The sequence below is a fragment of the Prevotella sp. P5-64 genome, from assembly GCF_002251285.1.
Classification (GTDB): Bacteria; Bacteroidota; Bacteroidia; order Bacteroidales; family Bacteroidaceae; genus Prevotella.
Window position 1 is genome coordinate 25,539 of the sequence record NZ_NPJK01000029.1, and the last position, 25,472, is coordinate 51,010.

The following is a 25,472-nucleotide window of genomic DNA, read 5'->3' on the forward strand; positions in this document are numbered from 1 at the left end:
TAAAGGTGCTGTGTATTCCGATTTTTTTTGATTACTTTTGCATGGTGACTATAACTTAACACATTATTATATAATATGAAACCTACATTGTTACTTCTTGCGGCTGGTATGGGAAGCCGCTACGGTGGGCTCAAGCAGCTCGACGGTCTGGGTCCCAATGGTGAGACCATTATGGACTACTCTATCTACGACGCCATCCAGGCTGGTTTTGGCAAAATCGTCTTCGTAATCCGTAAGGACTTTGAGCAGGATTTCCGCGATAAGGTTCTTTCCAAATATGAGGGACATATCCCCGCCGAGATATGCTTCCAGTCTATCGACGCGCTGCCCGAGGGCTTCAGCGTGCCCGAAGGCCGTCAGAAGCCTTGGGGTACCAACCACGCCGTGCTCATGGCCAAGGATATCATCAAGGAGCCTTTCTGCGTCATCAACTGCGACGACTTCTACAACCGTGATGCCTTCATGGTGATTGGCAAGTTCCTGTCAGAGCTGCCCGAGGGCGCCAAGAACGATTATGCTATGGTGGGCTTCCGTGTAGGCAATACGCTGAGCGAGAACGGTACCGTGGCTCGCGGTATCTGCTCTAAGGACGAGGCTGGTCACCTTACCACCGTGGTTGAGCGCACCGAGATTATGCGCGTCAATGGCCCCGTATGCTACAAGGACGAGCAGGGCCAGTGGGTAGCTGTCGAGGACAACACGCCCGTAAGTATGAATATGTGGGGTTTCACTCCCGATTACTTCGACTATAGCGAGGCTTACTTCAAGGAGTTCCTCAGCGACAAGAAGAATATGGAAAACCTGAAGGCAGAGTTCTTCATCCCATTGATGGTCAACAAGCTCATCAACGAGAAGACCGCTACCGTCAAGGTGCTCGATACCACCAGCAAGTGGTTTGGCGTGACCTATGCTGCCGACCGCGATAGTGTGGTAGCCCGCATCCAGAGCCTCATTGACGAGGGCGTTTATCCCTCACACCTGTTCTAAAGAACCCATCATCGGCTTGCCTGCTACCGCAGCCATCAAGCCGTCAACATCTGCGCTATCCGCATGGCCCACAGCGCTCTCCACAGCGCGAAAGAGGCAGTACGGATAGCGCCTTTTTGTTTCGGGATGTTTCGGGATGACCGATAATAGAACTGTTGCTATATTATGGCTCACCCGATATATATCTGGGCCTTACTGTCCGACCCCTGTACGGGTGTATATACGAAAAACGTCCGAAAAGCCTTGGTTATTTGCTTTTCGGACGTTGTAGTTGCGGAGGCAGGACTCGAACATGCGACCTCCAGGTTATGAGCCTGGCGAGCTACCAACTGCTCCACTCCGCGATATTTCTCATTTGCGAGTGCAAAGGTAGTGCTTTTTTCTGAGTCTTGCAAATTTTTGGGCATGTTTTTTATCCCCATGGGTCATTTATGGGTATCTTTGGCATGCCCGGGATGATGCTATTTCTTCTTTTTCAACTCATTATCAGGCGTATAGTGGAGTTTGGTACCAATGAAGGCCACTTCCTTGAATTCTTTATAGTTGTTGCGGATAATCCAGTCTATGTAGGTCATGAATACACGTGCCGTGTACTCGTAGCCCATCGCATTGAGGTGGCCTCCTACGTAATAACGGTCCTGGAAATCGGCGTCATAGAGTGGGGCGTGCTTGAAGAGGTCGATGACATATACGTTGCTGAACATACGTGCCAGCCCGCGCACCACCTCGTTGAACTCGTCATAGGCGTTGTTGCCCTTGTCGGTCTGCGGGCGTGTCACCACAAATATCTTTGCCTTGGGCTGTATGCTTTGCAGTCGCTGTATGATGCCAGCCATATAGCCGGCATAGGTCGGGGCATTGTTGTTGTAGTCCTTGAGGTCTACGTCGGTGTCCAGACTGCCACACTTCAGGTTGTTGCGCTTGCGGCGTGTATAGTCGTTTACACCCATAGCCACGATGTAAGCCTGCTTGGGGTTCATCTTGCAGTATGCCCATCCGCGCTTGGTGTCGTCGGCTATCCATCCCTTGGCGGTCTGACCTCCGCGGCTGAAGTTCTCGCCCTCGGCGCCACAGGCACGGCACAGGAACTGGCCCCACGAGTATTCGTACATGTCGTGATGACCCAGCTTGCCATTCTCGTCGCGACTCTCCATCTCGCCGCTACACAGGCTGTCGCCTATGAAACCCCATGTGCGGAAGATGGCGCAGAGGCCGGGCGTGTTGTTGATGGTCTGCAGCGGATTTTCTTCCGCCGAAACGTTGGGCATAGGATTGCCCATGGTCTGTGCCGATGCTTCTATCGAGATGCAGAGCAGGAGCGCTGTGATTACATTCTTCATGATTATGTTTTTTAGGGTTAGAATACTTCATCTGCCGCTTCGTCAGCCGAGCTGGTGTCCAGGCGTGTGTCTTTGCTCACGGAGACACTGCCCGTGCGTCCTATCTTGATGAGCAGGGGCACGTAGTCGTCGCTCGATTTGTCGGGCGAGCCCACGCTGACAGCAAAGGTGAGGTTGTCGCCATCGATTTTGTCGTACACGATACCCACCAGCGCACTGTTGTCCAGGTAGCCGGCATCGACATGGGCGGAAAAATCGTTTTTGGTAAACTCGCGGTGCAGAAACTGTGTGCCGTCTTCGCGGTCGATGGTGAGCGCGATGCGGTTGTCGTAGTATTTGCGTGTGCCGTCGCTCACCTTGTCCAGCGTCGAGTCAGCCTTTGCCGCTACCGTTATCGTATAGTCCTTGCCCAGCCACTCTACGTGATACTTCTGCACATAGTCGCCTATGGCCAGAGTCTTGGTAGGCTTGGGTGCCTGCTCCTTCTTTACGATGATGTTGTAGGGCTGCTTCTTCTCCTGACAGGCAGTCAGCATCAGTCCCATGGCGGCTATCATGAGCCATTTTCTTGTTTTCATTTTATCTCGAATTAAGTTTATTTCAGCTTGTCGGAGAAGTCTATGATGGCTTCTCTCACAGCCTTCTCTGCCTCGTCCATCGTGCAGCAGAGCTTGCCGCCGCTGGCGTTGAGGTGTCCGCCGCCGTTGAAGTGTCTGGCAGCCATCTCGTTGCAGGGGAAGTCATCGACCGAGCGCAGACTCACCCATATCAGATTGTCGTGGCGGTCGTCTTCGCGCAGCGAGATAGAGAGCTTCATGCCCTTGATGCGCAGCGGCTCGTTGACCAGCCCTTCGGCGTCGCCCTTGATGAAGTGAAAGCGCGCCATATCGCTGCGGGTGATGGTGAAGTAAGAGGCATGATAGTCTTCAAAGTAATTGAACTTCTGCGAGATGATATATCCCCTCAGCCTCATGGCCCAGCAACTGTAGTTGTTGTACACATTGCGGTAGATGCGGTCTTTGTCGATGCCCTTGGTGAGCAGCTGACCTATTATATAATATATCTCCGGACGGGTGGAGTTGTAGGTAAACCCTCCCGTGTCGGTCATCATGCCGCAGTAAATCTGTGTGGCGCAGCGGCGGGTCATCATGTCAAAACCACCCAACTGCCATACCACGCGGAACACCACCTCAGAGGCGCTGCTCAGCTCGGGATGCGACACCATCAGCTCCATGCCCTCCTTTTCGGGGTTCAGGTGATGGTCCATCATCACCTTGTGGCCTGTGGCTTCGGTGAGCACCGTTGTCATTTCGTCTACGCGCGACATAGCATTGAAGTCGATGCAGAATATCAGGTCGGCGTGAGTCATGATTTCAGCCACCTGGTCCTTATGCTTGTCATAGCGCACCACGCGTTCTGTTCCCGGCAGCCAATGCAGAAAGTCGGGATAGGCGTCGGGCACTACCATTGTCACTTTTTTATCACGCTGGGCAGAGAGATAGTCTGTCCACGCCAGGCTTGCACCCATAGCGTCGCCGTCGGGCGACTTGTGGCAAGTCACTACTATCTGTTGGGCGTTGTCAATAAGCTCGTTCAGCTTTTCGGCTTCCGCCGTAGTAAGAAGATTTATTTCCATATCTGCAAAGGTAGTGCAAGTCGAAGACAATGCAAAGAAAAAACCAATGTTTTTTCATTTTGCATTGTTGAGACGCAGCCTACCTTATCCAAAGGTAGTGCAAACCGAAGAGAATACAAAATAAACTCGTTTATTTTTATTCTTGAGGTGCCGCCTACCTTCACGGCGGGAGCCGTAAATAGTGCAAACCGAAGCAAATACATCCCCACCTTATTTATATATATCCCCCAAACTTCCGCCGACCTCCTTAAACCTGATTTTGGGGTTTGAAATGATGGTTTCAAGTTCAGAAACGCTGATTGCAGGGTTTGCAATGACGGTTTCAAACCCCGAAATTAACTTCTATGCCATCACTGTCGAAAATGCGTGCCGCCCTTGCCCGATGCGCCCGATGGCCGTCGGACTGTCCCTTCGCTCTGATGCCGCCGGTGGTTGTGGACGCACGATAACAATAGCTGCTGTCAAGTAAACGATGACAACTGATTAAGAAAACGATGGCAGCTGACAAGAAAACGATGGCAGCCGACACGAAAACGATGGCAACCGACAAGAAAACGGAGAATTTATTTCTTTCTCCGCGTGGTTTGTATTATTTTTGTGGCAGTTATCGCGATGCAGCCCGTCTGCTCCCGCTTCAGCGCGTGCGTTTCCGCGCTCCTTGGCGTGATGACCGTGGTGCAGGGAAGCCATTCCTAATGGTTAAAAAAGGTAAATACGTGCAAGGAAATGGCTGCGGCTGCATTTAATAGACGAAACAAAAAGCAAAAGACAGATATGAACAAATTGAAATTCCTTACCCTCTGCCTCGTGTTGGCAGTCTCTTCTTTCACCCTGCAGTCCTGCAACGATGACGATGATAACGGAAGCACCTACTTCCCCAATGCACTGGTCACACTGAAGACCAATGCCGAGACAGGTGCCTTCTATATGCAGCTCGACGATGCCACCACGCTCGTACCTACCAATATCAAGACAGCCCCTTATGGCGGCAAGGAGGTGAGAGCCCTCGTCAACTTCAAGGAAGATCAGAAATCCACCGGACACAATTCACGCTCGGTCTATGTCAACTGGATTGACACCATACGCACCAAACCTATGGTGCTCCACAGCGCTGACGACGACCAGACTTACGGCAAAGACCCGATAGAGGTAGTCAACAGCTGGGCCACGGTGGTCGAAGACGGATATTTCACCCTGCGCTTCCGCACCCTCTTTGGCAGCAACAAGCCCCACGAGCTCAACCTCGTGAAGTGCAACGAACCCTACACGGTGGAAATTCGTCACAATGCCCACGGCGATGTCTCTGGCTATCCTGCCGACGGACTGATAGCTTTCCGTCTCAACCAGCTGCCCGACACCGAAGGCAAGACCGTGCTGCTCACCGTCAAGTGGCAGTCGTTCACTGGCGAAAAGAAGGCGCAGTTCAAGTATTGTACCCGCAAATAACAGTGTTTTGAGTCCCGAGGCCATGCCCCGTAGCGGGTGTGGCCCCACGGGCGACGTGCTATCCTATGCGATTGTATCAAGCAGATATCGAACAACAGATAATACAACTGTTTGGCCGGGGCGATGCCTCGGCCATGCGTCGTCTGTACGACTCCTATGCAGGCGTGCTTGCCGGTATCTGCGCCCGATACATCACCGACGCCGACGACCAGAAAGATGTGCTGCAGGAGTCGCTCATCCAGATTTATACCCATATCTCTTCCTTCACCTATCAGGGTCGGGGCTCGCTCCAGGCATGGATGGCGCGCATCACCATCAACCAGGCGCTGATGTTTCTGCGTGCCCAAGCGTCGACAACCATGATGGGCGAGGTCGAGAACATAGCCGATGACACCACCGACGAACCCGATGTCGCCGGACTCAGCGAGGGCGAAATCCTGGACATGATAAGACGACTGCCCGTAGGCTATCGCACCGTCTTCAACCTCTATGCCATCGAGGGCAAGAGCCACAAGGAGATAGCCGCAGCGCTCGGCATCAAGCCCGACACCTCGGCGTCGCAGTACAAGCGGGCACGCACAATGCTCGCACAAATGATAAAAGACTATAAAAGACAGATATGACAACCAACGACAAATGGATTAATCGCATACAGCAGAAGATGGAGCATTATGAGGCTGATGTTCCTGAGGGACTGTATGATGACATCGTGGCCGAGATGCAGCGCCGCGGGCTGAAGCCCCTGGAAGCCACCTCGCGCAAAGCCCCTGTAGTGCCTCTGTGGACCCAGCGTATAGCAGCTCTGGCAGCGGTGGCAGCAGCCGTTGTCGTAGCCGTATTTGTGCTTACCCCCTCGGCTCCCGAGATGGCGCCGACAGCCTCATTGCCCACCACCCATGCGGTGCAGCCCTCTGCCGTAGCCACTGCCACCGACGTCCAGACTGCTGGCGATCCCAGTTCACTGGTCTCTGCCGTGCGCCGATGGAAGGCAACCCTCAGCCCCACCGCCGTCAGGGAGGTGATGCTCGCCGACAATACTACGCCCGCCGTCTCTACACCTATATATAATATAGAGCCCGAGCCCGAATGTGAGGTGATGGAGCCGCGCCCGACCGATGCCGACAGCCAGACTGCCACCAAGCCTGCTGCCACCTCGAAGCCTGTCTCCCCGTCGGGCTCTACCGTCAGAAAGACCGAGCGCAGAGTGATACATTATCCATCCACCCGCCGCTCCCATCCCATGTCGATTGGCGCCTACGTGCGCGGCGCCCAGTCTGGCAACTCTGTCATCCCTTCCGAACTGCCTGCCGGCAGTGGCTTTTTAGCGGACAATGACGTCTATGGCAGCGGCGATATGATCCACCCCAGCCGTGTGCCCATGCTTCCTATGGGCAGGAGCGGTGGCCGCACCCATCACAAGCTGCCCGTCAAGGGAGGCCTCTCTCTGCGCTACTCGCTCGACGACCGTTGGAGCGTGCAGACCGGCGTCAACTACAGCTATCACTCGTCAGAGATAGAGATGGGCGGCGAGGACATCGACCAGCATCTCCACTTCATCGGCGTGCCTGTGGCTGTGGGCTACAATGTATGGGGCAACCGCCATGTCAATGTCTATCTCACCGCTGGCGGCGAGGTAGAGAAACTGGTCAAGGGCCGTCGCACGGTGAGCTATACCGGTCAGCAGCGCAACGAAGATGTCAAGATGAGCCGTCCCCAGCTGTCTGTACAGCTGTCTGCCGGCGCCGAGTATCGTGCCACCCGCGCCGTGAGCCTCTATATCGAGCCCGGCGTGTCCTACCACTTCGACAATGGCAGCGGCGTCAGCACCATCTACAGCGACAAGCCCTTCGAGTTTGGTCTCAGCATGGGCGTCAGAGTCGATATAAACCGCCGATAAAGCCCCCAATAGACGGCCAAAACCTAAAATAATATTTCTTTTGCTTTGCCTTGTTCTTGGTTTTCATTAATTTTGTGGCATCTTAGCATTAATGAGAACAGAACACGGCAAAGTATGAGACCCATCAAGCATCCATATCTTCCCATCTATTACCTCTCGGTGGTTCTGGGACTGCTGCTTCTTGCTGGCTGTAGCGACAAGAAGACGGTACCTATATACAATACCCCTGAGTACAAACAGATAGAACGCAAGTTGAACGCGGTGGCCGACACCACCGACCTGAAGCATTGGCTCCAAGTCTACCGCCAGTCGGGCAACCGTATGGGCGAGTCTATCGTGCTGCGGCGGTTGGGTAGGGCATATCGTGTAGACAACCAGTTCGGTCGCGCCATCCTTGCCCACAAGCAGGGCCTGGCTGTAGCCGATAGTATCTGCGACACGATGGAAATCGTCAATACCCTCAACGAACTGGGTACCAACTACCGCCGTCTGGGTGCCATGTACCTTGCCACCAGCAGCATGACTCTTGGTCTGGGCTACTGCCAGCAGTGGAGCGACACCACTGCCGCGGCCTTCAAGAGTCAGCTGAAGATACTCAACGGTCTGGGAAAAATCTATTATACCATCCGCAACTACAAGGCAGCCCTCGACTACTTCAGGCGCTCGCTTGCCGGCGAAATCAAGTTGGGCAGCGCTTTTGGTATGGCGCTCAACTATTCTGATATAGGCAGAGTGTTCAGAGCCCAGAACAACCTCGACTCTGCCCAGTTCTATTTCCAGAAATCCATGGAGCAGAAACAGCTCATTAACGACGAGGTGGGTATGGCGCTCATTCGTATCGAGTATGGCGGCCTCTACGAGGATAGGGGCGACTATGCCAAGGCCACTGCCGAGTACGACAAGGCTTATATTACCCTGATGGCCCACTCCGACCGCTATCTCCGCCTGCGGTCCTGCATAAGCCTTGCGCGTGTCTACATCAAGCGACAGATGACCGCCACCGCCATCGAGTATCTGCAGGAGGCCAAGATGACCGCCGACGAAATCAACTCGCCTGGCGACCGCTCTCAGATAGCCCTGCTCTATTATCAGATTTATCGCAAGTCGGGCAATACAGCCAAAGCCCTCGCTGCCTATGTCGACTACAAGAACTGGAACGACACGGTGATGAACCTGGAGAAACTGGGTGATATCCAGAATGTGCAGATAGACGAGCTCATGGCCGACAATACGCGCAAGCTCAACTATGTGCGCAAGGATATGGACCGTATGCGCAAGCAGCAGGAGAGTGGATGGCTCGTGTTTACGCTCATCATGGTAGGTATGATAGTCCTCTTGGCGTTCTCCTATTACCTCCTGCGCATCCGCACCCGCACGCTTGCCGCCTACAGGGAGTTCCGCGACGCCCGTGTGCGCTTCTTCGCCAATATCTCGCACGAACTGCGCACACCGGTGACCATCATCCAGTCGGCGGGCAACTCCATAGAGTCGCAGACCGACAACCAGCAGATACGCGACGAGGTGTCGCAGCTTCAGGCAGCCTCTCGTCGTCTGCTCCATCTGGTAGACAGTGTGGTGGATATCACCAATATCAGCATCAGACCCGTCGACGAGGCACAGTGGTGTCACGACGACATCGTGGGATATGTACGCATGCTGGTCGAAGCCTATCGCCATGAGGCCGCGAAGCGCCAGATACGTCTTGTGGTGACCTCCAAGCGCAACAAGATAGAGGCCGACTTCGTGCCCGATTATGTCGACAAGATTCTTGGCAATCTGCTGACTGATATGTTGCACCATGCCTACAACCAGTCCGACCTCTATATCAGCATGTCTATCGAGAGGCGCATGCTCAGGCTCGAACTCAAAGACCGCGGCCAGGGTATGTCGCCCGAGGTAGTCAAAGACCTGCTCAAGCCCTATGACAGCAAGAATACCTCTGAAATCTATATGCATGTGGGGCTGAATATCCAGGCGGTGCAGGCTGCCATACGAGCTATGGGTGGCGATATCAAGTTGAAGAGCAAGCTGGGCGAGTATGCCCAGTTCATCATCACCATCCCCCTGCGTCATGGCGACCACGACTATCCTCGCCTCACCGAGCAGAAGACCCTCCACACTCCTGCCGCTCTATCTCCTGCCGATGCCGACATGCCCCCTGTCGTCGAAGCCGAAGCTGACAACAAGCCACGCATACTCATCGTCGAAGAGTCGGCACAGGTGGCCCGCTACGTTGCCGACCAGCTGAAAGACCATTACAAGGTGTTCTTTGCCTCCAATGGTGAAGACGGTCTGCATAAAATCAGAATTGCTGCGCCCGACCTGATTATCACCGACGGCGTGTTGCCCGTCATGGATGGCTATCAGCTCTGCGAGGGTGTGCGTGCGCAGGCTGCCACCTGTCATATCCCCATCGTCATGGTGTCGTCAGACTCTTCGGTGCGTGGTCGCATGAAGGGTTTTCAGGCTGGTGCCGACGCCTATCTGCTCAAGCCGTTCCGTGCCGACGAACTCCTGATGCGCGTAAGTCTACTGCTCCGGCAGCGGCGTATGCTGCGCGACAAGTATGCTGGCTCCGTGCCGGTTGTCAACGATGCCGACGGGCAAGCAGAGACCACCGACCGCACTCCCGACTTCATCGACGAGGTGCAGCAGTATGTAGACAGCCGTATCGGCGAAGGCGACATAGACCTCGCCGATCTGGCGGCTCGCTTCGGGGTCACCCGTGCCACCTTCACGCGTAAGGTCAAGCAACATACGGGTCTCACCTCGGCGGCATATATCACCTCGCGCCGCATCCGGAAGGCTTGCGAACTCCTGCAGACCGCCGACATGACGGTGGCTCAGGTGGCAGAGGCGTGCGGCTACAGCGATACCGCCTACTTCATCATGGTATTCAGAAAGAGCATGAACAAGACGCCCAAGCAGTACAAGGACGAGTGGCTGAAGCCTTAGTCCTTTATCCTGCGGCAGCCTTCTGGTGTCTATATATATAATTAAGGTAAGGACTTGGAGCAGTCACACTCCAAGTCCTTACCTTATTATATATACGCGCGTGGGTCGCCCGCCAGCAGGGGGCGATGGCGGTTTATCTTATGATTTCCTTGGCACGCTCCAGAGCCAGGTTGATGTGGCTGCAGATGTTCTCTTTGCCCACAATCTGGTAGAAGCCTGCGTGCTCGAGCACCTGTTCTACCTTGGGAGTCACTCCCGACAGCACAATCTGTATGCCCTCCTTGCGGCTCATCATACACAGATTGGTAAGGTTGTGTATGCCGGTAGAGTCGACAAACGGCACCTTACGCATACGGATGATGCGCACCTTGGGGCGGTCGCCGAAGTTGGCCATGATTTCCTCAAACTTGTTGCCGGCACCGAAGAAGTAGGGGCCGTTGATTTCGTACACCTCCACGCCGGTGGGGATGGTGAGGTGCTCGTTGTTCTCCAGTCTCACGTCGGTCTCGTCGGTCAGGTCTATCTCGTCCATGATTACCTTGACATCGCTGGTCTCAGCCATACGCTTCATGAAGAGCAGACAGGCGATGATGAGGCCCACCTCGATGGCTATGGTCAGGTCGAAGAGTATGGTCAGGATAAAGGTGATAAGCAGCACGCTGACATCGCTCTTGGGGTTCTTCATCAGCATGGCAAACGAACGCCAGCCGCTCATGCCGTACGACACCACCACCAGCACGCCTGCCAGACACGCCATGGGGATATACTGCGCCAGCGGCATGAGGAAGAGGAAGATGAGCAGCAACACCACCGCATGGATGATACCGGCTACAGGGGTGCGGCCGCCGTTGTTGATATTGGTCATGGTGCGGGCTATGGCTCCGGTGGCAGGGATGCCGCCGAAGAGGGGCGAGGCGAGGTTGGCCAGACCCTGTCCGATGAGCTCGGTATTGGAGTCATGGTGATGGCCTATCACACCGTCGGCCACCGTGGCAGAGAGCAGGCTCTCTATGGCGCCGAGGATGGCAATGGTAAGCGCCGGCGACACCAGGCTCTTGATGATATCCCACGATAGGGCGGGCACGGTGGCGTTGGGCAGTTCGCTGTTGATGGAGAAGCGGTCGCCTATGGTCTCTATGCTTGTCACGCCATAAAACTGCTTGAGTATCAGAGTCGCCAGGGTCATCACGATGATAGCCACCAGCGAGCCGGGAATCTTCTTGCTGAATCGGGGCGTGAGCGTGATAATCACGATGCTCACTATGCCCACCATCGCCGTCCACCAGTCTATCGTGCTGATGTCGTGGAAGTAGGCTATCCACTTCTCGGTGAAGTCCGAGGGCACCGTCGCCATAGTCAGCCCCAACAAGTCCTTGATCTGTGTGGTAAAGATGGTTACGGCGATACCGCTCGTAAATCCCACCACGATAGGATAGGGTATATACTTGATGATTGTACCCAGACGCAACACACCGAAGAGTATCAGGAACACGCCTGCCATGAGTGTAGCGATGGTGAGTCCCTGTATGCCGTATTGCTGTATGATGCCGTAGATGATGATAATGAAAGCACCTGTAGGTCCGCCTATCTGCACGCGGCTTCCGCCGAATACCGACACCATGAAGCCTGCCACGATGGCGGTGATGATGCCCTTCTCGGGCGTTACGCCCGAAGCGATGCCAAAGGCGATGGCCAACGGCAGGGCTACGATGCCCACGATGATGCCGGCCATGAGGTCTTGCATAAATTTACTACGGTTATAGTGTTTCAGGGTAGAAACCAGTTTGGGTTTGTACGTAAATACTTGCATAAGTGTTGTTGCTAAAACGGTAATAATGTAAGTGTCCTTAAAAACGACTGCAAAGGTATCATCTTTTGTCCACACATCGGTGCTGGCGCGGTGTCTTTCTTCGTTTTCATGGTGTCTTATTGACCTGTATCATTGGCCCCTGCACCCCAGTAAACCAAACAGCGGCTGCCGTCTCTACTCTACAGATGACGGCAGCCGCTGTGGCGATAGTGGTGTCTGGCGTGTTACAACTCGTTCTTGTGCAGTTCGGCCAGGAGTTTGGTGCTCTGGCAGTGCAGGTCGATGTGGCGTTGCAGTTTCTGATAGATATTGTTGATTTCCTCGTAGTAGACCAGCGCGGTGATTTCTCCCTGCTTCAGCGCTTTGGCAAAGAGGGCGATACTCTCGTTCATCATCTTGACGTCGCTGTGGTCGAGCACCTGCTGCAGCCCCTTGAGCTGCTGGTAGCGCGACCTGATAGAGGCCTCGGCTTCCTGGCGCGACTGCATCACCTGTATCTCGGCACTCTGCTTGCGCTCACGGGCAGCCTTGATTTTCTTGCTGTTGCTGTAGAGCGGGAAGCTCATGCCCACCATCATTCCGTTGACAGGCTCTCCCTCCTCGGTGTTCCTGCGGTAGCCCACCGTGAGGTTGGGCAGCCACTCGCTCTTCTGTATCTTCATGTCCATCTCGGCTGTCTTGAGCGAGGCTTCGGCTGTCTTGATGTCGGCGTCGTTGGCCAGCGCCAGCGCTTCAAACGATTTGTAGTCTGTGATGGCTGCAAACTCGGGCATGGTGGTCATGTTGACCTCTATGGCCTGTCCACCGTTGAGCTGCTGGAGCTGCTGGAGCAGCAGTATGCGCTCGTTGCGCGCTTCGGTCACCAGGGCTTTCACCTCCATGACATCGAGTTTCACCTTGTTGAGTTCCAGGATGTTGGCGTCGCCCACCTCCATACGCTGCTCGTACATACTGCGCAGTTGCTCACTGCCCGTGAGACGCTGGTTGAGCATACTGAGCGTCTGGTTGAGGCGTATGATGTCCAGGCAAATCAGCTCGGCCTCGAGCAGCATGTCCCTTCTCTGCTTGAGCAGCTGCTGCTGGCCGGCGTTCCTCTGCATGCCTGCGAGCCGGCTGCAATCCTTGTACTTGGTAGGAAACTTGATTTCCTGGCTGACCACGAGCTCGCTCTCGACCACGCCCGAATATCCCTTTTTGAAGAAAGGACTGTATTCGACCGATGGGCCGCCCAGCGCGTTGTCGGCCTTGATGTCCAGCACGTCGGCCTCGCTTTTGTGTGCCTGTGCCTTGAGCGTCAGGTTGTTGGCGGCTATCTGCCTGAGTATGTCGCCGATGCTGTCTGTGCCGGTGGCTGCTGCCGTCAGCGTAGCGAGCATGGCGCTAATTGCGATGAGATATCTTTTCATAAATGATAGGTATGATAAATGCGTTGAGTAATGTCGAACTGATGAGTCCGCCCAGTATCACCTTGGCCATGGGCGACTGTATCTCGTTGCCGGGCAGGTCGCCGCCGAGTGCCAGCGGCACCAGAGCCAGCGCCGAGGTGAGGGCTGTCATGAGTATGGGGTTGAGTCGTGAGAGTGAGCCTTCGATGATGGCTTCCTTCACGGTCTTGCCCTCTTCGGTGCGCAGCCGCTTGTACTCGGTGATGAGCAGCATGCCGTTGCGCGTGGCGATGCCGAAGAGCGAGATGAAGCCGATGATGGCGGGAATGCTCACCTCGCCGGTGGTGAAGACGATGGCAAAGATGCCGCCGATGAGCGCCAGTGGCAGATTGAGCAGTATCACACCGGCCTCCATCGTGCTGCGGAACTGCATGAACAGCAGCAGGAAGATGATGGCGATGGCTATCGTGCAGGTGAGATAGAGCACCCGTGAAGCATGCTCCTGGCTCTCAAACTGTCCACCATACTCTATATGATAGCCCTCGGGCAACTGGATATTGTTGTCTACCGCAGTCTTGATGTCGGCCACCACGTCGCTCAGTGCCCTGCCGGTGGTGTTGGCAGAGATGACTATCTTGCGCTGGGTGTTCTCGCGGTTGATGGTGTTGGGGCCGGCGCTCGATATGATGTCGGCCACATCGGACAAAGGCACCTTGCGTCCGTCCTGCGTGTCGATGATCAGGTCGCTTATTTCGTTGTAGTTGGCGGCCTTGACCACCAGGTTGAACGCTCTGCCCGCCTCGTACACCTGCGATACGGTCTCGCCCGCCAGATTGACAGCCAGAAACTCGTTGAACTCGGGCAGCGTGATGCCGTTGCGTGCCAGCAGTTCGCGCCGTGGCACTATCTTGAGTTCCGGACGCTCTATCTGCTGTTCCACGTTGAGGTCGGTGATGCCGTCGATGTCCTTGCAGGCCTTCTTGATCTGGTTGCCTATGGTGTACATCTTGTTCAGGTCGCTGCCAAAGAGCTTGATGGCTATGCTTGCCTGCGTGCCCGACAGCATGGCGTCGATGCGGTGGGATATGGGCTGACCTATCTCGATGTTGGCGCCCGCCAGCACCGACAGGCGCTGCCTCACGTCGTTCTGCACCTCTTCGTGCCCGCGGTCTTTGAGCTTGAACGGAGCTTCTATCTCGCTCACGTTGACGCCCAGCGCATGCTCGTCGAGCTCGGCGCGGCCTGTCTTGCGTGCCACGGTGGTTATCTCGGGCACCTGCAGCAGGAGCCTCTCCGCCCGTGCGCCTATGGAGTCGCTCTCTTCGAGCGAGATGCCCGGGAGCGAAGATATGTTGATGGTAAACGAGCCCTCATTGAACTTGGGCAGGAAGCTGCTGCCTAAAGAGAAGAATGTGGCAAGAGCCGCCACCAGCAGCACGGCGGTAGAGCCTATCACCCATCGGGTGTGGCCCAATACCCATGTCAGCGCCCGCTGGTAATACCCCTTGAGCCATACTGCCACAAAGGCCTCCTTGCCCATCTCGCCATTGCTCTTGCCGAGCAGATAGCTGCAGAGCACGGGCGTAAGCGTGAGCGCCACCAGCGTCGACGCCATGAGCGCCGTCACAAAGGCGATGCCCAGCGGGATGAGCATGCGGCCCTCCATGCCACTGAGGAAGAACAGCGGCGCAAAGCTCACGATGATGATGAGGGTAGAGTTGAGGATGGGCATACGCACCTTGCGCGAGGCCTCATAGACCAGCCGGATCATGGGCACGCGCTCGGCCTCGGGCAACTGCCGGTTCAGCCTGATGTGCTTGTAGACATTCTCCACATCGACTATGGCGTCGTCGACCAGCGACCCGATGGCTATCGCCAGACCGCCCAGAGTCATGGTGTTGATGCTTATGCCGAGGGCGTTGAGCACTATCATCGCCACGAGAAACGACAGGGGGATGGTGACCAGCGAGATGATGGTGGTGCGCACATTGGCAAGGAATATCATCAGGATGATGACCACAAAGATGGCTCCCTCGATGAGTGACTTCTTCACATTGTCGATGCTGCTGCTGATGAAGTCGGCCTGGCGGAAGATGTTGGTAGAGATATGCACGTCGGCGGGCAGATTGCCTTTGAGGTCGTCGAGCGCATGGTCCAGATGGGCCGTTAGGTCGAGCGTACTGGTGTTGGGCTGCTTGGTCACGGTAAGCAGCACGGCGGGGTGAGCCCGTTCGCTGGCCACGCCCAGCTTGGGCGACTGGCTGCCCACGCGTATGTCGGCCACATCGGCAAGGGTGATGACGCTCTCACCGCTCTTCTTCACCGCACTGGCCTCGAGCTTGTCGATATCGTTGGTCGAGGTGATGCCGCGTATGATGTACTCGTTGCCGTACTTGTAGCACACGCCGCCGTTGGTATTGGTGTTCATGCCGCGGGTGCAGGCCATCACGTCGGCGAGGCTTACGCCGAAGTGCTTCATCTTGCCGGGGTTGATGAGTATCTGGTACTCTTTGATGTCGCCACCGTGGACGCTCACCTGGGCCACGCCACCGGTAGAGAGCAGCCGTGGGCGGATGACCCAGTCGGCGTAGGTGCGCAGGTCTTGCATGGAGGTCTTGTCGCTGGTAAGGCTCACGATGAGCACTTCGCCCAGGATAGACGACTGAGGGCCCAGCACGGGAGCACTCACACCGGCAGGCATCTGCTCGCCAATGGCAGAGAGCTTCTCGCTCACGATCTGGCGCGCCAGGTAGATGTCGGTGCCCCAGTCAAACTCTACCCAGACGACAGAGAAGCCGTGGGTAGACTGAGAGCGCACGCGACGCACGCCGGTGCTGCCGTTGACCGCCGACTCGATAGGGAAGGTCACCAGCTGTTCGACTTCCTCGCTGGCCATGCCGCCAGCTTCGGTCATGATGACCACTGTAGGAGCGTTGAGGTCGGGGAAGACGTCGACCTCGGTCTTGGCGGTAGAATAGAGGCCGGCGATAACCAGCAGTACAGCCAAGACCAGTATTAATATTCTGTTCTCGAGCGAGAACTTGATGATCCTGTTCAGCATGATGTTACAGTATAGAGGTGGGCTTAATGGTTATGGTTGTGGGCGGGGATAGCGTTGGAAGCCGAGGCCAGCTTGACCTGTATGGCGCCACGCGTCACCACGCGGTCGCCGGCCTTCACACCGCTCTTGATTTCGATGCGCTCGCCGTCGCTTTCGCCGAGAGTCACCTCCTGCTTCTGATAGCCTTCGGCGTCTTTCTGTATATAGATATAGTGTAAGCCCTGTTCCTCGGTGATGGCTGTCAGGGGCAGCGTGATGACCTGTTGGCGCTCATGGGTGATGAGGTAGATGTCGGCATAGGAGCCCTGGACCACGTCGCCGGTATTGTTGAACTCGAAGATTACGGGTATGTAAGAGTTGTTGACCTCGGCAGAGCGGCCATACGACTGGATGTGTCCGCCCATCTGGCTGATGTCGTAGAGGCGGTTGCTGTAGCTGGTGCTGAACTTGGCGCTTCGGATGTTGTTGAGCTCGTTGAAGCGGCGCTCGGGCACCTCGGCACGCAGATAGAGATGCTTGTTCTGGGTGATGATGGCCAGAGGCTGGCCCGCTTCGACGTAGTCGCCGCCGTTGACCAGACACTGCTTGATATATCCGCCACGCGGAGCTGCGACCACCACGCCGCCGGCACTGCGGGTCTTCTGCATGCTGGTATAGGTGAGTTTGGCAGCTTCATATTCGGCTTTGGCCACAGCGAAGTCTTTCACGCTGATAATCTTGTCCTTAATCAGCGCCTGGGCACGGGCGTAGTCGCGCTCGGCACGCTCAAAGTCTATCTTGGCACGCTGCACAGGGTCGCCGTCGGCCACTTGCATGCCTGCCGAGGTAATGGAGAAGAGGGTAGTGCCGCCTGCCACCTTCAGACCTTCGCTCACATGACCCATGTGGGCCACGCGGCCGCTGATGGTGGCCACCACGGTGGTCTCGTCGCACGAGGCAGCCATGACCTTGCCGCTGGTGTGGATGACGCCATGGAAGTTGCCTGGCTTGATGGTCTCGACCTTCACGCCGGCAGCGCGTGCCTTCTCGGGCTCGAGTATTATCTCGTCGCCGTGGTCCTGGTCTGCATGGCCGTGACCCTCATGGCCAGCCTCTTCGGTCTCGTGGTCGTGACTTCCTTCTTCGTCGGCATGGGCGTGATGGCCGCAGGCCGCTATACATGCTGCCATGGATAGCAGCGATAAGTAATATAAACCTGTTTTCAACATATATGTAATGATTATAGTGCAAAGATACGCACATTTTCTTGCAACCGGGTTGCATATTTGGCTCCCCTCCCTCTCTTGTGACGGCAGAGAGCGAGGCGGGAGAGGGCAGATGGAGGTCTGCAAGGTGCGTGGGCTGGCTCGTATCATAAGTCACGTGGTCTCGTAACGTATGACGCGCGGTCACGTGACGTATGATACGGACTCACGTATCAAATGATACGAGCCGTCAGTGACCATCAGTAACGGCGTGGAGCACGTGAGGGATGTGCGGAGATATGCTGGCTGCTATGCAGTATGGGCTGTGACGGCCGGCAACGTAACTGCCGGAAAAACAACAGCCGCACCTGTGGGTGCGGCTGCAGTGTCGTTTCATCCTGGGATGAAAGTATAAGGTATGAGGGCTTGTCATGGAGATGCCGGCGGCAATGACGGCTCAGCCCTCTCTCAGGAAGTCAAGCGCCTCGCTTATCTCCTCTTCGCCGACTATCTGGTTGATGTGTATCTCGCCCACATCGCTGAGCAGGGTGACATTGATGTCGGTGCCCGTGTTCTTCTTGTCGTGGTGCATCAGGGCGAGCAGCTGCGGATAGTCATCGCAGGTGATGGCGGGGGTACCATAATACTGGCGGATGTAATGTAGCGTCTGGCGCAACTTGTCGGCGGGGAAGCCCAGCCTGGTTGCGCTGAGATAGAGCTCGGCCACGATGCCGTAGGCCACGGCATAGCCATGCAGGATGGGGGTGCGCTGCAGCAGCAGGCTCTCTATGGCGTGGCCCACGGTATGGCCCAGGTTGAGCGCCTTGCGCAGCCCCTGCTCCAGCGGGTCTTGGGCCACGATGTCTTCCTTGACCTTGACCGAGTCGGCAACGAGCCTGCCCAGAAGGCTATAGTCGGGCGTGGCGAGGTCGAACTGCAGCAGACTGGCCCATTGGGCGGTGGTAGAGATGAGGCCGTGCTTGAGCATCTCGGCATAGCCCGAGCGCAGGTTCTCGTCGTCGAGCGTGGCAAGGAAGTCGGCGCACAGCAGCACGAAGTGTGCCTCGGCAAAGACGCCAATCTCGTTTTTCAGTCCGCCGAAGTTGACGCCGGTCTTTCCGCCCACTGAGGCGTCGACCATGCCCAGCAGCGAGGTGGGGATATTGATGAAGTTGATGCCCCGCTTGAAGGTGGCTGCCGCCATGCCGCCGAGGTCGGTCACCACGCCTCCGCCCAGGCAGATGACCAGCGAGTGGCGCGTGGCACCATGCTCCTGAAGCTGTTGCCATACGGCGGTGAGGGTAGTGAGGTCCTTGTGGGTGTCGCTGGGCTCGATGGTGATGGTGATGACATCGCGCAGACAGCGGAAGGTGCTGAGCCTGCCCATGCAGTGGGCATGGGTGTTGCGGTCGGCGATGACAAAGATGCGGTCGTGCTCACACTCGGCTATCGCCATGGTGAGGTCGCGCTCAAGGTCGGTGGTAAGGATTACCTGCTGATGCTTATTGGATAGTGTATCGGTTGGTTTCATAACATAATGCTCTTTTTGTATAGCAAGGACAAAAGTAGGCAAAACTACGGAGAAAGTATCTAACACAGTGATAACAATTAAGAGTTTTTAAGATAAAAGTGTCGCCGTTTGCGCACATCCCGCTGACAGTGTGCATAAAAATGATGAGGCTCACGATTAAACCTTTGGCCCGTGGAGGCGTCAAAAAACTAACAAAGCAACACATACGAAACAACAATGAAGAACAAGACACTGCTACTACTGCTGCTACTGCTGCTATCGTCGGCGATGACGATGGCCCAAGAGCGGCTCGTCACGGGCCAACTCTTTGACCCCGAGAGCAAGGAGCCCATCGAGCAAGCCTCGGTGCAGCTGCTCAATGCCGACAGCACCTATGCCGGAGGTACGCTGAGCAACGAACAGGGCGTATTCAAACTGCGCATCAAGAAAGACGGCAAATACCGTCTGCGTATATCAAGTATAGGTTATCAGACCATCGTGAAGCGCATCGTGATAAGCGACGGCAAGAACCTGGCCCTCGGCAAGATGGAGATGAAGACCGACGCCGTGGTGCTCAAGGAGACCCAGGTGGTAGGGCAGGCACTCAAGGTGACGGTCAAGGAAGACACCTTTATATATAATAGCGCCGCCTATCGCACACCCGAAGGCTCGACCATCGAGGAACTGGTGAAGCAGCTGCCGGGCGTGGAGGTCGACGAAAACGGCAAGATAACCCACAACGGCAAGGAGGTGAAGAAGATACTGGTAGACGGCAAGGAGTTTATGACTGGCGACACCAAGATAGCCATGAAGAATCTGCCCACCTCTATCGTGGAGAAAATCAAGGCCTATGACGAAAAGAGCGACCTGGCGCGCATCACCGGCGTCGACGACGGCGAAGAGACCACCGTGCTCGACTTCGGACTGAAGAAGGGCATGAACCGCGGCACCTTTGCCAATGTAGACCTGGGTTTGGGCAACCACAGCCGCTATGCCGAGAGAGGCATGGGCGCATACTTTGACGACAAAAACAGGTTCATGATGTTTGGCAGTGCCAACAACGTGAACGATATGGGTTTCCCCGGTGGTGGCAGAGGCCGCTTCGGGGCCGGCCGTCAGGGTCTGAACGCCGCCAAGATGCTGGGGTTCAACTATAACTACGAGAAAGTCAAGAAGATAAAGATAGACCTGAGTGCATTCTGGCGCCACAATGACGGCGATGCCTTCACACGCAGTTCGGCAGAGAACTTCGTCAATACCACTGGTGCCTTCTCCAACAGTATACGGCAGAACTACTCGCGCAGCGATAGCTGGAATGTACAGGGAAGACTGGAGTGGCAGCCCGACACGATGACCAACATCATGTTCAGGCCCACATTGTCGTGGTCGAAGAGCGACGGACTGACCACCTCGACCTCGGCATCGTTTAATGCCGACCCCTATCTCTACTCAGAGAGTCCGCTTGACGACAGCGAACTGGAAGAGATAAGCCGTGAGGGCATCGTGGTCAACTCGCAGAAGAGCAACTCGATAAACTACAGCAACAGCAAGAACCTGAGCGGTATGCTGCAGGTGAACCGCAAGCTCAACACGCGTGGACGCAGCATCACATTCGGTGCGGGCGGAGGCTACGGCGAAAGCGACAGCGAGAGCATGTCGCTCAATGCCACCCGACTGTGGCTCAAGCAGACCGCAGAGGGTCTGGACTCGACCTATCAGACCCACCGCTACAATCTGATGCCCACCGACAACTACAACTACCGGCTGTCGGCGACCTACACCGAACCCCTCTTCAAGGGCGCCTTCCTGCAGCTGCGCTACAACTTCAGATACAACCACAGCAAGAGCGACCGCTCTACCTACGACTTCAGCAGACTGAGCAGCAGCGTCTTTGACGGCGTCAACCCCGAGTACCGCGGTTGGGGCGACTATCTCAACCTGCTGCCCGGCACGCTGCCCGACTATCTCGACCAGACGCTGAGCCGCTACTCGGAATACAACAACTATATCCACGAGATGAACCTGACCTTCAGGCTCATCAAGAGCAAGTATCAGCTCAACGCCGGATTTATGGTGCAGCCCCAGCGTTCGAAGTATATCCAGGACTATCAGGGAGTGCATGTCGACACGGTGCGCACGGTAACCAATCTGTCTCCTACATTTGATTTGCGCTACCGCTTCAATCGCCAGCACCAGTTGCGCATACGCTATCGCGGCACCACGAGCCAGCCCAGCATGAGCCAGCTGCTCGACATCACCGACGACAGCAACCCGCTCGACATCTCGAAGGGTAACCCCGGACTGAAGCCCTCGTTTACCAATGACTTCAATCTCTTCTACAACAACTTCATCACCAAGCGTTCGCAGTTTGTCAATGCCAATCTGTCGTTTCAGACTACGCGCAACTCAATAAGCAATATGGTGACCTATGACGAGGTGACTGGCGGGCGCACTAGCCGTCCGGAGAACATCAACGGCAACTGGAGCATCGGCGGAGGACTGCTCTACAACACCTCTATCGACTCGACCGGTACGTGGTATACCAATACCAACACCGATGCCAGATTTACCAACAACGTGAGCTACCTCACCCTGGACCGTACAAGCGGTGTGCAGAAAAACCGCACCCGCACGCTCAATCTGCGCGAACAGCTCAATGTGGGTTATCGTAAGGGATGGGCTTCGATAGAACTCAACGGGTCGGTCAACTATATGCACGGCCGCAACCAGTTGCAGAGCCAGAGCAACCTCGATACATGGCAGTTCAGCTATGGAGCCACGTTCAGCCTCAATACCCCCTGGGGTACGGCACTCTCTACCAATATCTCCGAAAGCAGCCGCCGTGGATATAACGACAACTCGATGAACACCAACGAGCTGATATGGAACGCTCAGGTATCGCAGGGCTTCCTCAAGGGCAAGCCCCTCACCGTGCTGCTCCAGTTCTACGACCTGCTGCACCAGCAGAGCAACTTCAGCCGTACCATCGACGCCTTCCAGCGTAGCGATACATGGTATAACAGCATCAACAGCTATGCCATGCTCCATGTGGTCTATCGCTTCAATATGTTTGGCGGCAAGAACGCCCGTCAGGGTATGCGCAGACGAGGCGACATGGCTCCTGGCGATATGCCCCCGGGTCGTCCGCAGGGTGGTCGCGGCTATGGTGGTCCGCCTCCCGGCGGTATGCCTCCCCGCGGGCCAGGCATGGGCATCTGACCTGATGGCCGACAACCAAAATGGGCTGCAACTCACGTCTTGTAGAGTTGCAGCCCATTTTGGTTGGTGGATGAGGGATGACCGCCTACAGCCCGTAGAGATGGCTGATGAGCACCTTGACGCCTATGGCTATCAGGATGAGGCCGCCCAAGAGCTCGGGCTTGATGCGCCGCGTGACGGTCGAACCGAAACGGATGCCGAGCAGATAGCCGATGACCGAGAAAAGCGCGGAGACGAGTCCGATGATGGTCAGAGGTTCTGCCAGATCGACCGACGAGCGATAGCCGGTACAGGCAAACGAGATGCCTATGGCAAGGGCGTCGATGCTGGTGGCTACCGCCAGTACCAGCTGGGTGCGCAGCGATGTGGGGCAGAAGCTCTGGCGCTCTTCGGGCAGAAAGGACTCGTGTATCATCTTGCCGCCGAGAAACAGCAACAGTGAGAAGGCTATCCAGTGGTCGTAAGCCTCTAACTGGCGGGCAAAGAGCGAGGTGCCGAGCCATCCGATGTAAGGCATAAACGCCTGGAAAGCGCCGAAGAAGAAAGCGGTAAGGAGTATGGTGCGCCACTGGCGGCGGCGCAGGATGACGCCACACACGGTGGAGACCGTGAAGCAGTCCATGGCGAGGGCTACGGCGAGTAGCAGCAGTTCGAGAGTGTCGGCCATCACCTATATATATTATAATAAGGTGTCGAGGGTGCCCAGGATGCGCTCTATCTCGGCTGGGAAGTGCTGCATCTCGAGCTCGTGTTCCTTGCGGGCGATGTCGTCGACGGTGTCGGTGGGCAGGAGCGGGGTGGAAAACTGGCTGATGATGGCTCCGCCGTCTATCTCGTCACTCACCCAGTGGATGGTCATGCCGGTCTCGGTGTCTCCGGCAGCCTTCACAGCCTCGTGGACATGGCGTCCATACATGCCTTTGCCACCATAACGGGGCAGAAGGGCAGGATGGATGTTAATCATGCGGTGGGCGTAAGCGGTAGTGAGCGTCTCGGGAATGAGCGAGAGAAATCCGGCGAGGACAATGAAGGTGACGTGATAGTCGGTCCGCAACATACGGACAAACTGCGGACTTGCCAGTTCTTCTCTGTTGACCACGAGGGTAGGGATGCTATAAGGCTCTACACGCGCCAAAGCTCCGGCCTTGGCACTGCTGCTCACCACCAGCGCCACGTTGACCTCGGGATGGTGGGCGAAATGTCGGATGATGTTCTCGCAGTTGGTACCACTGCCAGATACAAAGATGGCAAGATTATGCTTCATCGTCGTTGCCCCAATCAACGTCGTCATCAATATCGTCGAAGTCCAACAATGCCGGGTCGACAAAGGCGTCCATGGCACGTCGGTCTTTCTTGGTGGGGCGTCCGGTTCCGCGCGCTCTGTCGACAAATCCGCTGATGCGGCTCATCTCCAGCAGCTCGTACTGCTTGGGGTCGGTGACATTCTCGTAAATCTCGGGAATGAGCTTGGCTCCCACGCGCTGCTCGATGGGCTGGAGTATCTTGAACGAATAGGTGATGGGCGGTTTGCGCACCGACACCACATCGCCAGCCTTGACCATGCGTGCCGGCTTGACATTGATGCCATCGATGGTGACGCGTCCGTTCTTGATGGCGTCGACGGCTATGCTGCGTGTCTTGTATATGCGCGCAGCCCACAGCCACTTGTCTATACGTGCCTCGGTTTTCATTTCTTTCCCAGTTTGTTGTATTGGTTCATGGTGATGTCGATACCAGCCAGCACAAAGCTCTTGATGATGTCGACGGCAATGTCGATGCTGGGCTTGAGCTTGAGCAGGTCGTCATCGGAGAATCGGCCCAGTACCCAATCGACCTGGGCGCCACGGGGATAGTCTCCGCCGATTCCCATGCGCAAGCGGGGATAGTCCTGGCCAATGAGCTGCTGGATATGCCCCAGTCCGTTGTGGCCGCCGTTGCTGCCGTTGGCCTTCAGACGGAAGGCGCCTACGGGCAGGGCGACGTCGTCGGAGATGACGAGCAACCGCTTCTGGTCGATGTTCTCCTTGTTCAGCCAGTAGCGCACTGCGTTGCCGCTGAGGTTCATGAAGGTGGTGGGCTTGAGCAGAAAAACCTTGCGTCCCTTAATCGATGTCTCTGCCACGAAACCATAACGCTTATCCTCAAAAACAATATTGGACGCCTTAGCAAAAGCGTCCAATACCATAAAACCTGTATTGTGTCGGGTGTCCTGATACTCAGCACCGGGGTTACCCAGACCACAAATCAAAAATTTGTCCATTCGCTATCAATTAAGCCTGAGCGGCGGCAGCAGCGGCGGCAGCAGCCTGACGGGTCATCTTAATAGAGCAAACGATAACTTCCTTAGCATTGGCAATCTCAAGGCCCTCGAAACTCAGCTCACCAACCTTGATGCTCTTACCAATCTTGAGAGCGGTAACGTCAACGTCGAGGTGCTCGGGAATCTGCTGATAAGGAGCGGTAACGTTGAGCTTGCGCATAGAGAGGTTCATACGACCACCATCGCGAACACCCTGAGCCAGACCTACGAGGCGAACAGGAATACCGATAGTGATAGGCTTCTGGTCGTTAACCTCCAGGAAGTCGATGTGCATAACGGCGTCTGTCACGGGGTCAAACTGAAGTTCCTTCAGGATTGCGGTGTGAGACTCGCCGTCGATGATGAGGTTGATTACATAAACATGGGGAGTGTAAACAATCTTGCGGAGGTCGCTCATAGCTACAGCAAATGCTAAAGCTACAGGCTTGTTGTCCTCTTTTGCCTCACCATAAAGATTACAAGGAACCATGCCCTGCTTACGAAGATGTTTAGAAGCTTTTTTACCAAGGTCTGTACGCTTCTGACCTGTTACATTAATCTCTTTCATAATGTGTTACTCTAAATTATTAATTAATTCGCCATCACACTGAGATGCGAAAAGCGCTGCAAAGGTAGCCTTTTTCCTCGGATTATGCAAAGAATTTCTAAAAAAACATTTATTTTCAGCGTTTTTATTGCATAGAATTTGTTTTTTGACTATTTTTGTAGCGAAAATAAAAGAA

The 25,472-nt window shown here is 55.7% G+C and carries 21 protein-coding genes and 1 tRNA gene; 8 read left to right on the forward strand and 14 right to left on the reverse strand.

Features of this window, described 5'->3' with window-relative positions; all coding sequences use genetic code 11:
- The first annotated feature begins 75 nt into the window (after nucleotides 1-75).
- Nucleotides 76-987: a nucleotidyltransferase gene (locus tag CIK87_RS04590; protein ID WP_094385894.1), complete on the forward strand. Its 912-nt coding sequence runs from the start codon at nucleotides 76-78 to the stop codon at nucleotides 985-987.
- A 271-nt stretch (nucleotides 988-1,258) separates the two neighbouring features.
- Here the strand turns inward: CIK87_RS04590 and CIK87_RS04595 are convergent.
- The 4 genes from CIK87_RS04595 to CIK87_RS04610 all read right to left on the reverse strand — a co-directional run bounded on the left by CIK87_RS04595 (nucleotide 1,259) and on the right by CIK87_RS04610 (nucleotide 3,963).
- Nucleotides 1,259-1,331 (reverse strand) — tRNA-Met (locus CIK87_RS04595).
- A 117-nt stretch (nucleotides 1,332-1,448) separates the two neighbouring features.
- Nucleotides 1,449-2,327, reverse strand: coding sequence for an SGNH/GDSL hydrolase family protein (locus tag CIK87_RS04600; RefSeq protein ID WP_094385896.1), 879 nt, complete (start codon nucleotides 2,325-2,327; stop codon nucleotides 1,449-1,451).
- 17 nt (nucleotides 2,328-2,344) lie between these two features.
- Nucleotides 2,345-2,905, reverse strand: a complete 561-nt coding sequence (locus CIK87_RS04605; protein ID WP_094385898.1) for a DUF4738 domain-containing protein — start codon at nucleotides 2,903-2,905, stop codon at nucleotides 2,345-2,347.
- Between the two features lie 17 nt (nucleotides 2,906-2,922).
- Nucleotides 2,923-3,963, reverse strand: a complete 1,041-nt coding sequence (locus CIK87_RS04610) for a bifunctional oligoribonuclease/PAP phosphatase NrnA (RefSeq protein WP_094385900.1) — start codon at nucleotides 3,961-3,963, stop codon at nucleotides 2,923-2,925.
- A gap of 181 nt (nucleotides 3,964-4,144) precedes the next feature.
- On the opposite strand from CIK87_RS04610, the gene CIK87_RS13935 reads away from it, so the two are divergent.
- The 6 genes from CIK87_RS13935 (at nucleotide 4,145) to CIK87_RS04635 (ending at nucleotide 10,261) form a co-directional block, all read left to right on the forward strand.
- Nucleotides 4,145-4,432: a hypothetical protein gene (locus CIK87_RS13935; protein WP_144008112.1), complete on the forward strand. Its 288-nt coding sequence runs from the start codon at nucleotides 4,145-4,147 to the stop codon at nucleotides 4,430-4,432.
- 25 nt (nucleotides 4,433-4,457) lie between these two features.
- Complete coding sequence (locus CIK87_RS04615; protein WP_094385902.1) at nucleotides 4,458-4,709, forward strand: hypothetical protein; 252 nt, start codon at nucleotides 4,458-4,460, stop codon at nucleotides 4,707-4,709.
- 28 nt (nucleotides 4,710-4,737) lie between these two features.
- Nucleotides 4,738-5,409 (forward strand): NigD-like protein, encoded by a 672-nt coding sequence (locus CIK87_RS04620; RefSeq protein WP_022310814.1) that lies wholly within the window; start codon nucleotides 4,738-4,740, stop codon nucleotides 5,407-5,409.
- Nucleotides 5,410-5,474: 65 nt separating this feature from the next.
- Nucleotides 5,475-6,032 carry an RNA polymerase sigma factor gene (locus CIK87_RS04625; RefSeq protein ID WP_094385904.1) on the forward strand — a complete coding sequence of 186 codons (558 nt, stop codon included), beginning with the start codon at nucleotides 5,475-5,477 and terminating at the stop codon, nucleotides 6,030-6,032.
- Nucleotides 6,029-7,306 carry a porin family protein gene (locus tag CIK87_RS04630; protein WP_094385906.1) on the forward strand — a complete coding sequence of 426 codons (1,278 nt, stop codon included), beginning with the start codon at nucleotides 6,029-6,031 and terminating at the stop codon, nucleotides 7,304-7,306. The genes CIK87_RS04625 and CIK87_RS04630 overlap by 4 nt, the downstream gene beginning before the upstream one ends.
- Nucleotides 7,307-7,420: 114 nt before the next feature.
- The gene (locus CIK87_RS04635; protein WP_094385908.1) at nucleotides 7,421-10,261 is read left to right on the forward strand and encodes a helix-turn-helix domain-containing protein; all 2,841 of its coding nucleotides are present in this window, start codon (nucleotides 7,421-7,423) and stop codon (nucleotides 10,259-10,261) included.
- Nucleotides 10,262-10,394: 133 nt separating this feature from the next.
- On the opposite strand, the gene CIK87_RS04640 is transcribed toward CIK87_RS04635, so the two are convergent.
- The 5 genes from CIK87_RS04640 to aroB all read right to left on the reverse strand — a co-directional run bounded on the left by CIK87_RS04640 (nucleotide 10,395) and on the right by aroB (nucleotide 19,232).
- Nucleotides 10,395-12,071: a SulP family inorganic anion transporter gene (locus tag CIK87_RS04640; protein WP_094385910.1), complete on the reverse strand. Its 1,677-nt coding sequence runs from the start codon at nucleotides 12,069-12,071 to the stop codon at nucleotides 10,395-10,397.
- A gap of 224 nt (nucleotides 12,072-12,295) precedes the next feature.
- The gene (locus CIK87_RS04645; RefSeq protein ID WP_094385912.1) at nucleotides 12,296-13,477 is read right to left on the reverse strand and encodes a TolC family protein; all 1,182 of its coding nucleotides are present in this window, start codon (nucleotides 13,475-13,477) and stop codon (nucleotides 12,296-12,298) included.
- Nucleotides 13,452-16,517, reverse strand: a complete 3,066-nt coding sequence (locus CIK87_RS04650) for an efflux RND transporter permease subunit (RefSeq protein ID WP_094385914.1) — start codon at nucleotides 16,515-16,517, stop codon at nucleotides 13,452-13,454. Before CIK87_RS04650 ends, CIK87_RS04645 begins: the two co-directional genes overlap by 26 nt.
- A gap of 23 nt (nucleotides 16,518-16,540) precedes the next feature.
- Entirely contained in the window at nucleotides 16,541-17,686 is a 1,146-nt protein-coding gene (locus tag CIK87_RS04655) for an efflux RND transporter periplasmic adaptor subunit (protein WP_094385916.1), read from the reverse strand.
- 472 nt (nucleotides 17,687-18,158) lie between these two features.
- Nucleotides 18,159-19,232: a 3-dehydroquinate synthase gene (gene aroB, locus CIK87_RS04660; RefSeq protein WP_094385918.1), complete on the reverse strand. Its 1,074-nt coding sequence runs from the start codon at nucleotides 19,230-19,232 to the stop codon at nucleotides 18,159-18,161.
- A gap of 216 nt (nucleotides 19,233-19,448) precedes the next feature.
- Here aroB and CIK87_RS04665 point away from each other — a divergent pair, with 216 nt between their 5' ends.
- Nucleotides 19,449-22,430 (forward strand): TonB-dependent receptor, encoded by a 2,982-nt coding sequence (locus CIK87_RS04665; RefSeq protein WP_094385920.1) that lies wholly within the window; start codon nucleotides 19,449-19,451, stop codon nucleotides 22,428-22,430.
- Between the two features lie 85 nt (nucleotides 22,431-22,515).
- Here CIK87_RS04665 and CIK87_RS04670 read toward each other — a convergent pair whose 3' ends face one another.
- Genes CIK87_RS04670 through CIK87_RS04690 form a run of 5 tightly spaced genes read right to left on the reverse strand, consistent with a single transcriptional unit; the run spans nucleotide 22,516 to nucleotide 25,297 of the window.
- Nucleotides 22,516-23,097, reverse strand: a complete 582-nt coding sequence (locus CIK87_RS04670) for a manganese efflux pump MntP family protein (protein WP_022310804.1) — start codon at nucleotides 23,095-23,097, stop codon at nucleotides 22,516-22,518.
- Between the two features lie 12 nt (nucleotides 23,098-23,109).
- Nucleotides 23,110-23,694, reverse strand: coding sequence for a formyltransferase family protein (locus tag CIK87_RS04675; protein WP_094385922.1), 585 nt, complete (start codon nucleotides 23,692-23,694; stop codon nucleotides 23,110-23,112).
- Complete coding sequence (locus CIK87_RS04680) at nucleotides 23,684-24,121, reverse strand: RNA-binding S4 domain-containing protein (protein WP_094385924.1); 438 nt, start codon at nucleotides 24,119-24,121, stop codon at nucleotides 23,684-23,686. The genes CIK87_RS04675 and CIK87_RS04680 overlap by 11 nt, the downstream gene beginning before the upstream one ends.
- Nucleotides 24,118-24,690 carry an aminoacyl-tRNA hydrolase gene (gene pth / locus CIK87_RS04685; protein WP_022310801.1) on the reverse strand — a complete coding sequence of 191 codons (573 nt, stop codon included), beginning with the start codon at nucleotides 24,688-24,690 and terminating at the stop codon, nucleotides 24,118-24,120. Before pth ends, CIK87_RS04680 begins: the two co-directional genes overlap by 4 nt.
- Nucleotides 24,691-24,700: 10 nt before the next feature.
- Nucleotides 24,701-25,297 (reverse strand): 50S ribosomal protein L25/general stress protein Ctc, encoded by a 597-nt coding sequence (locus CIK87_RS04690; protein WP_094385926.1) that lies wholly within the window; start codon nucleotides 25,295-25,297, stop codon nucleotides 24,701-24,703.
- Nucleotides 25,298-25,472: the final 175 nt, after the last annotated feature.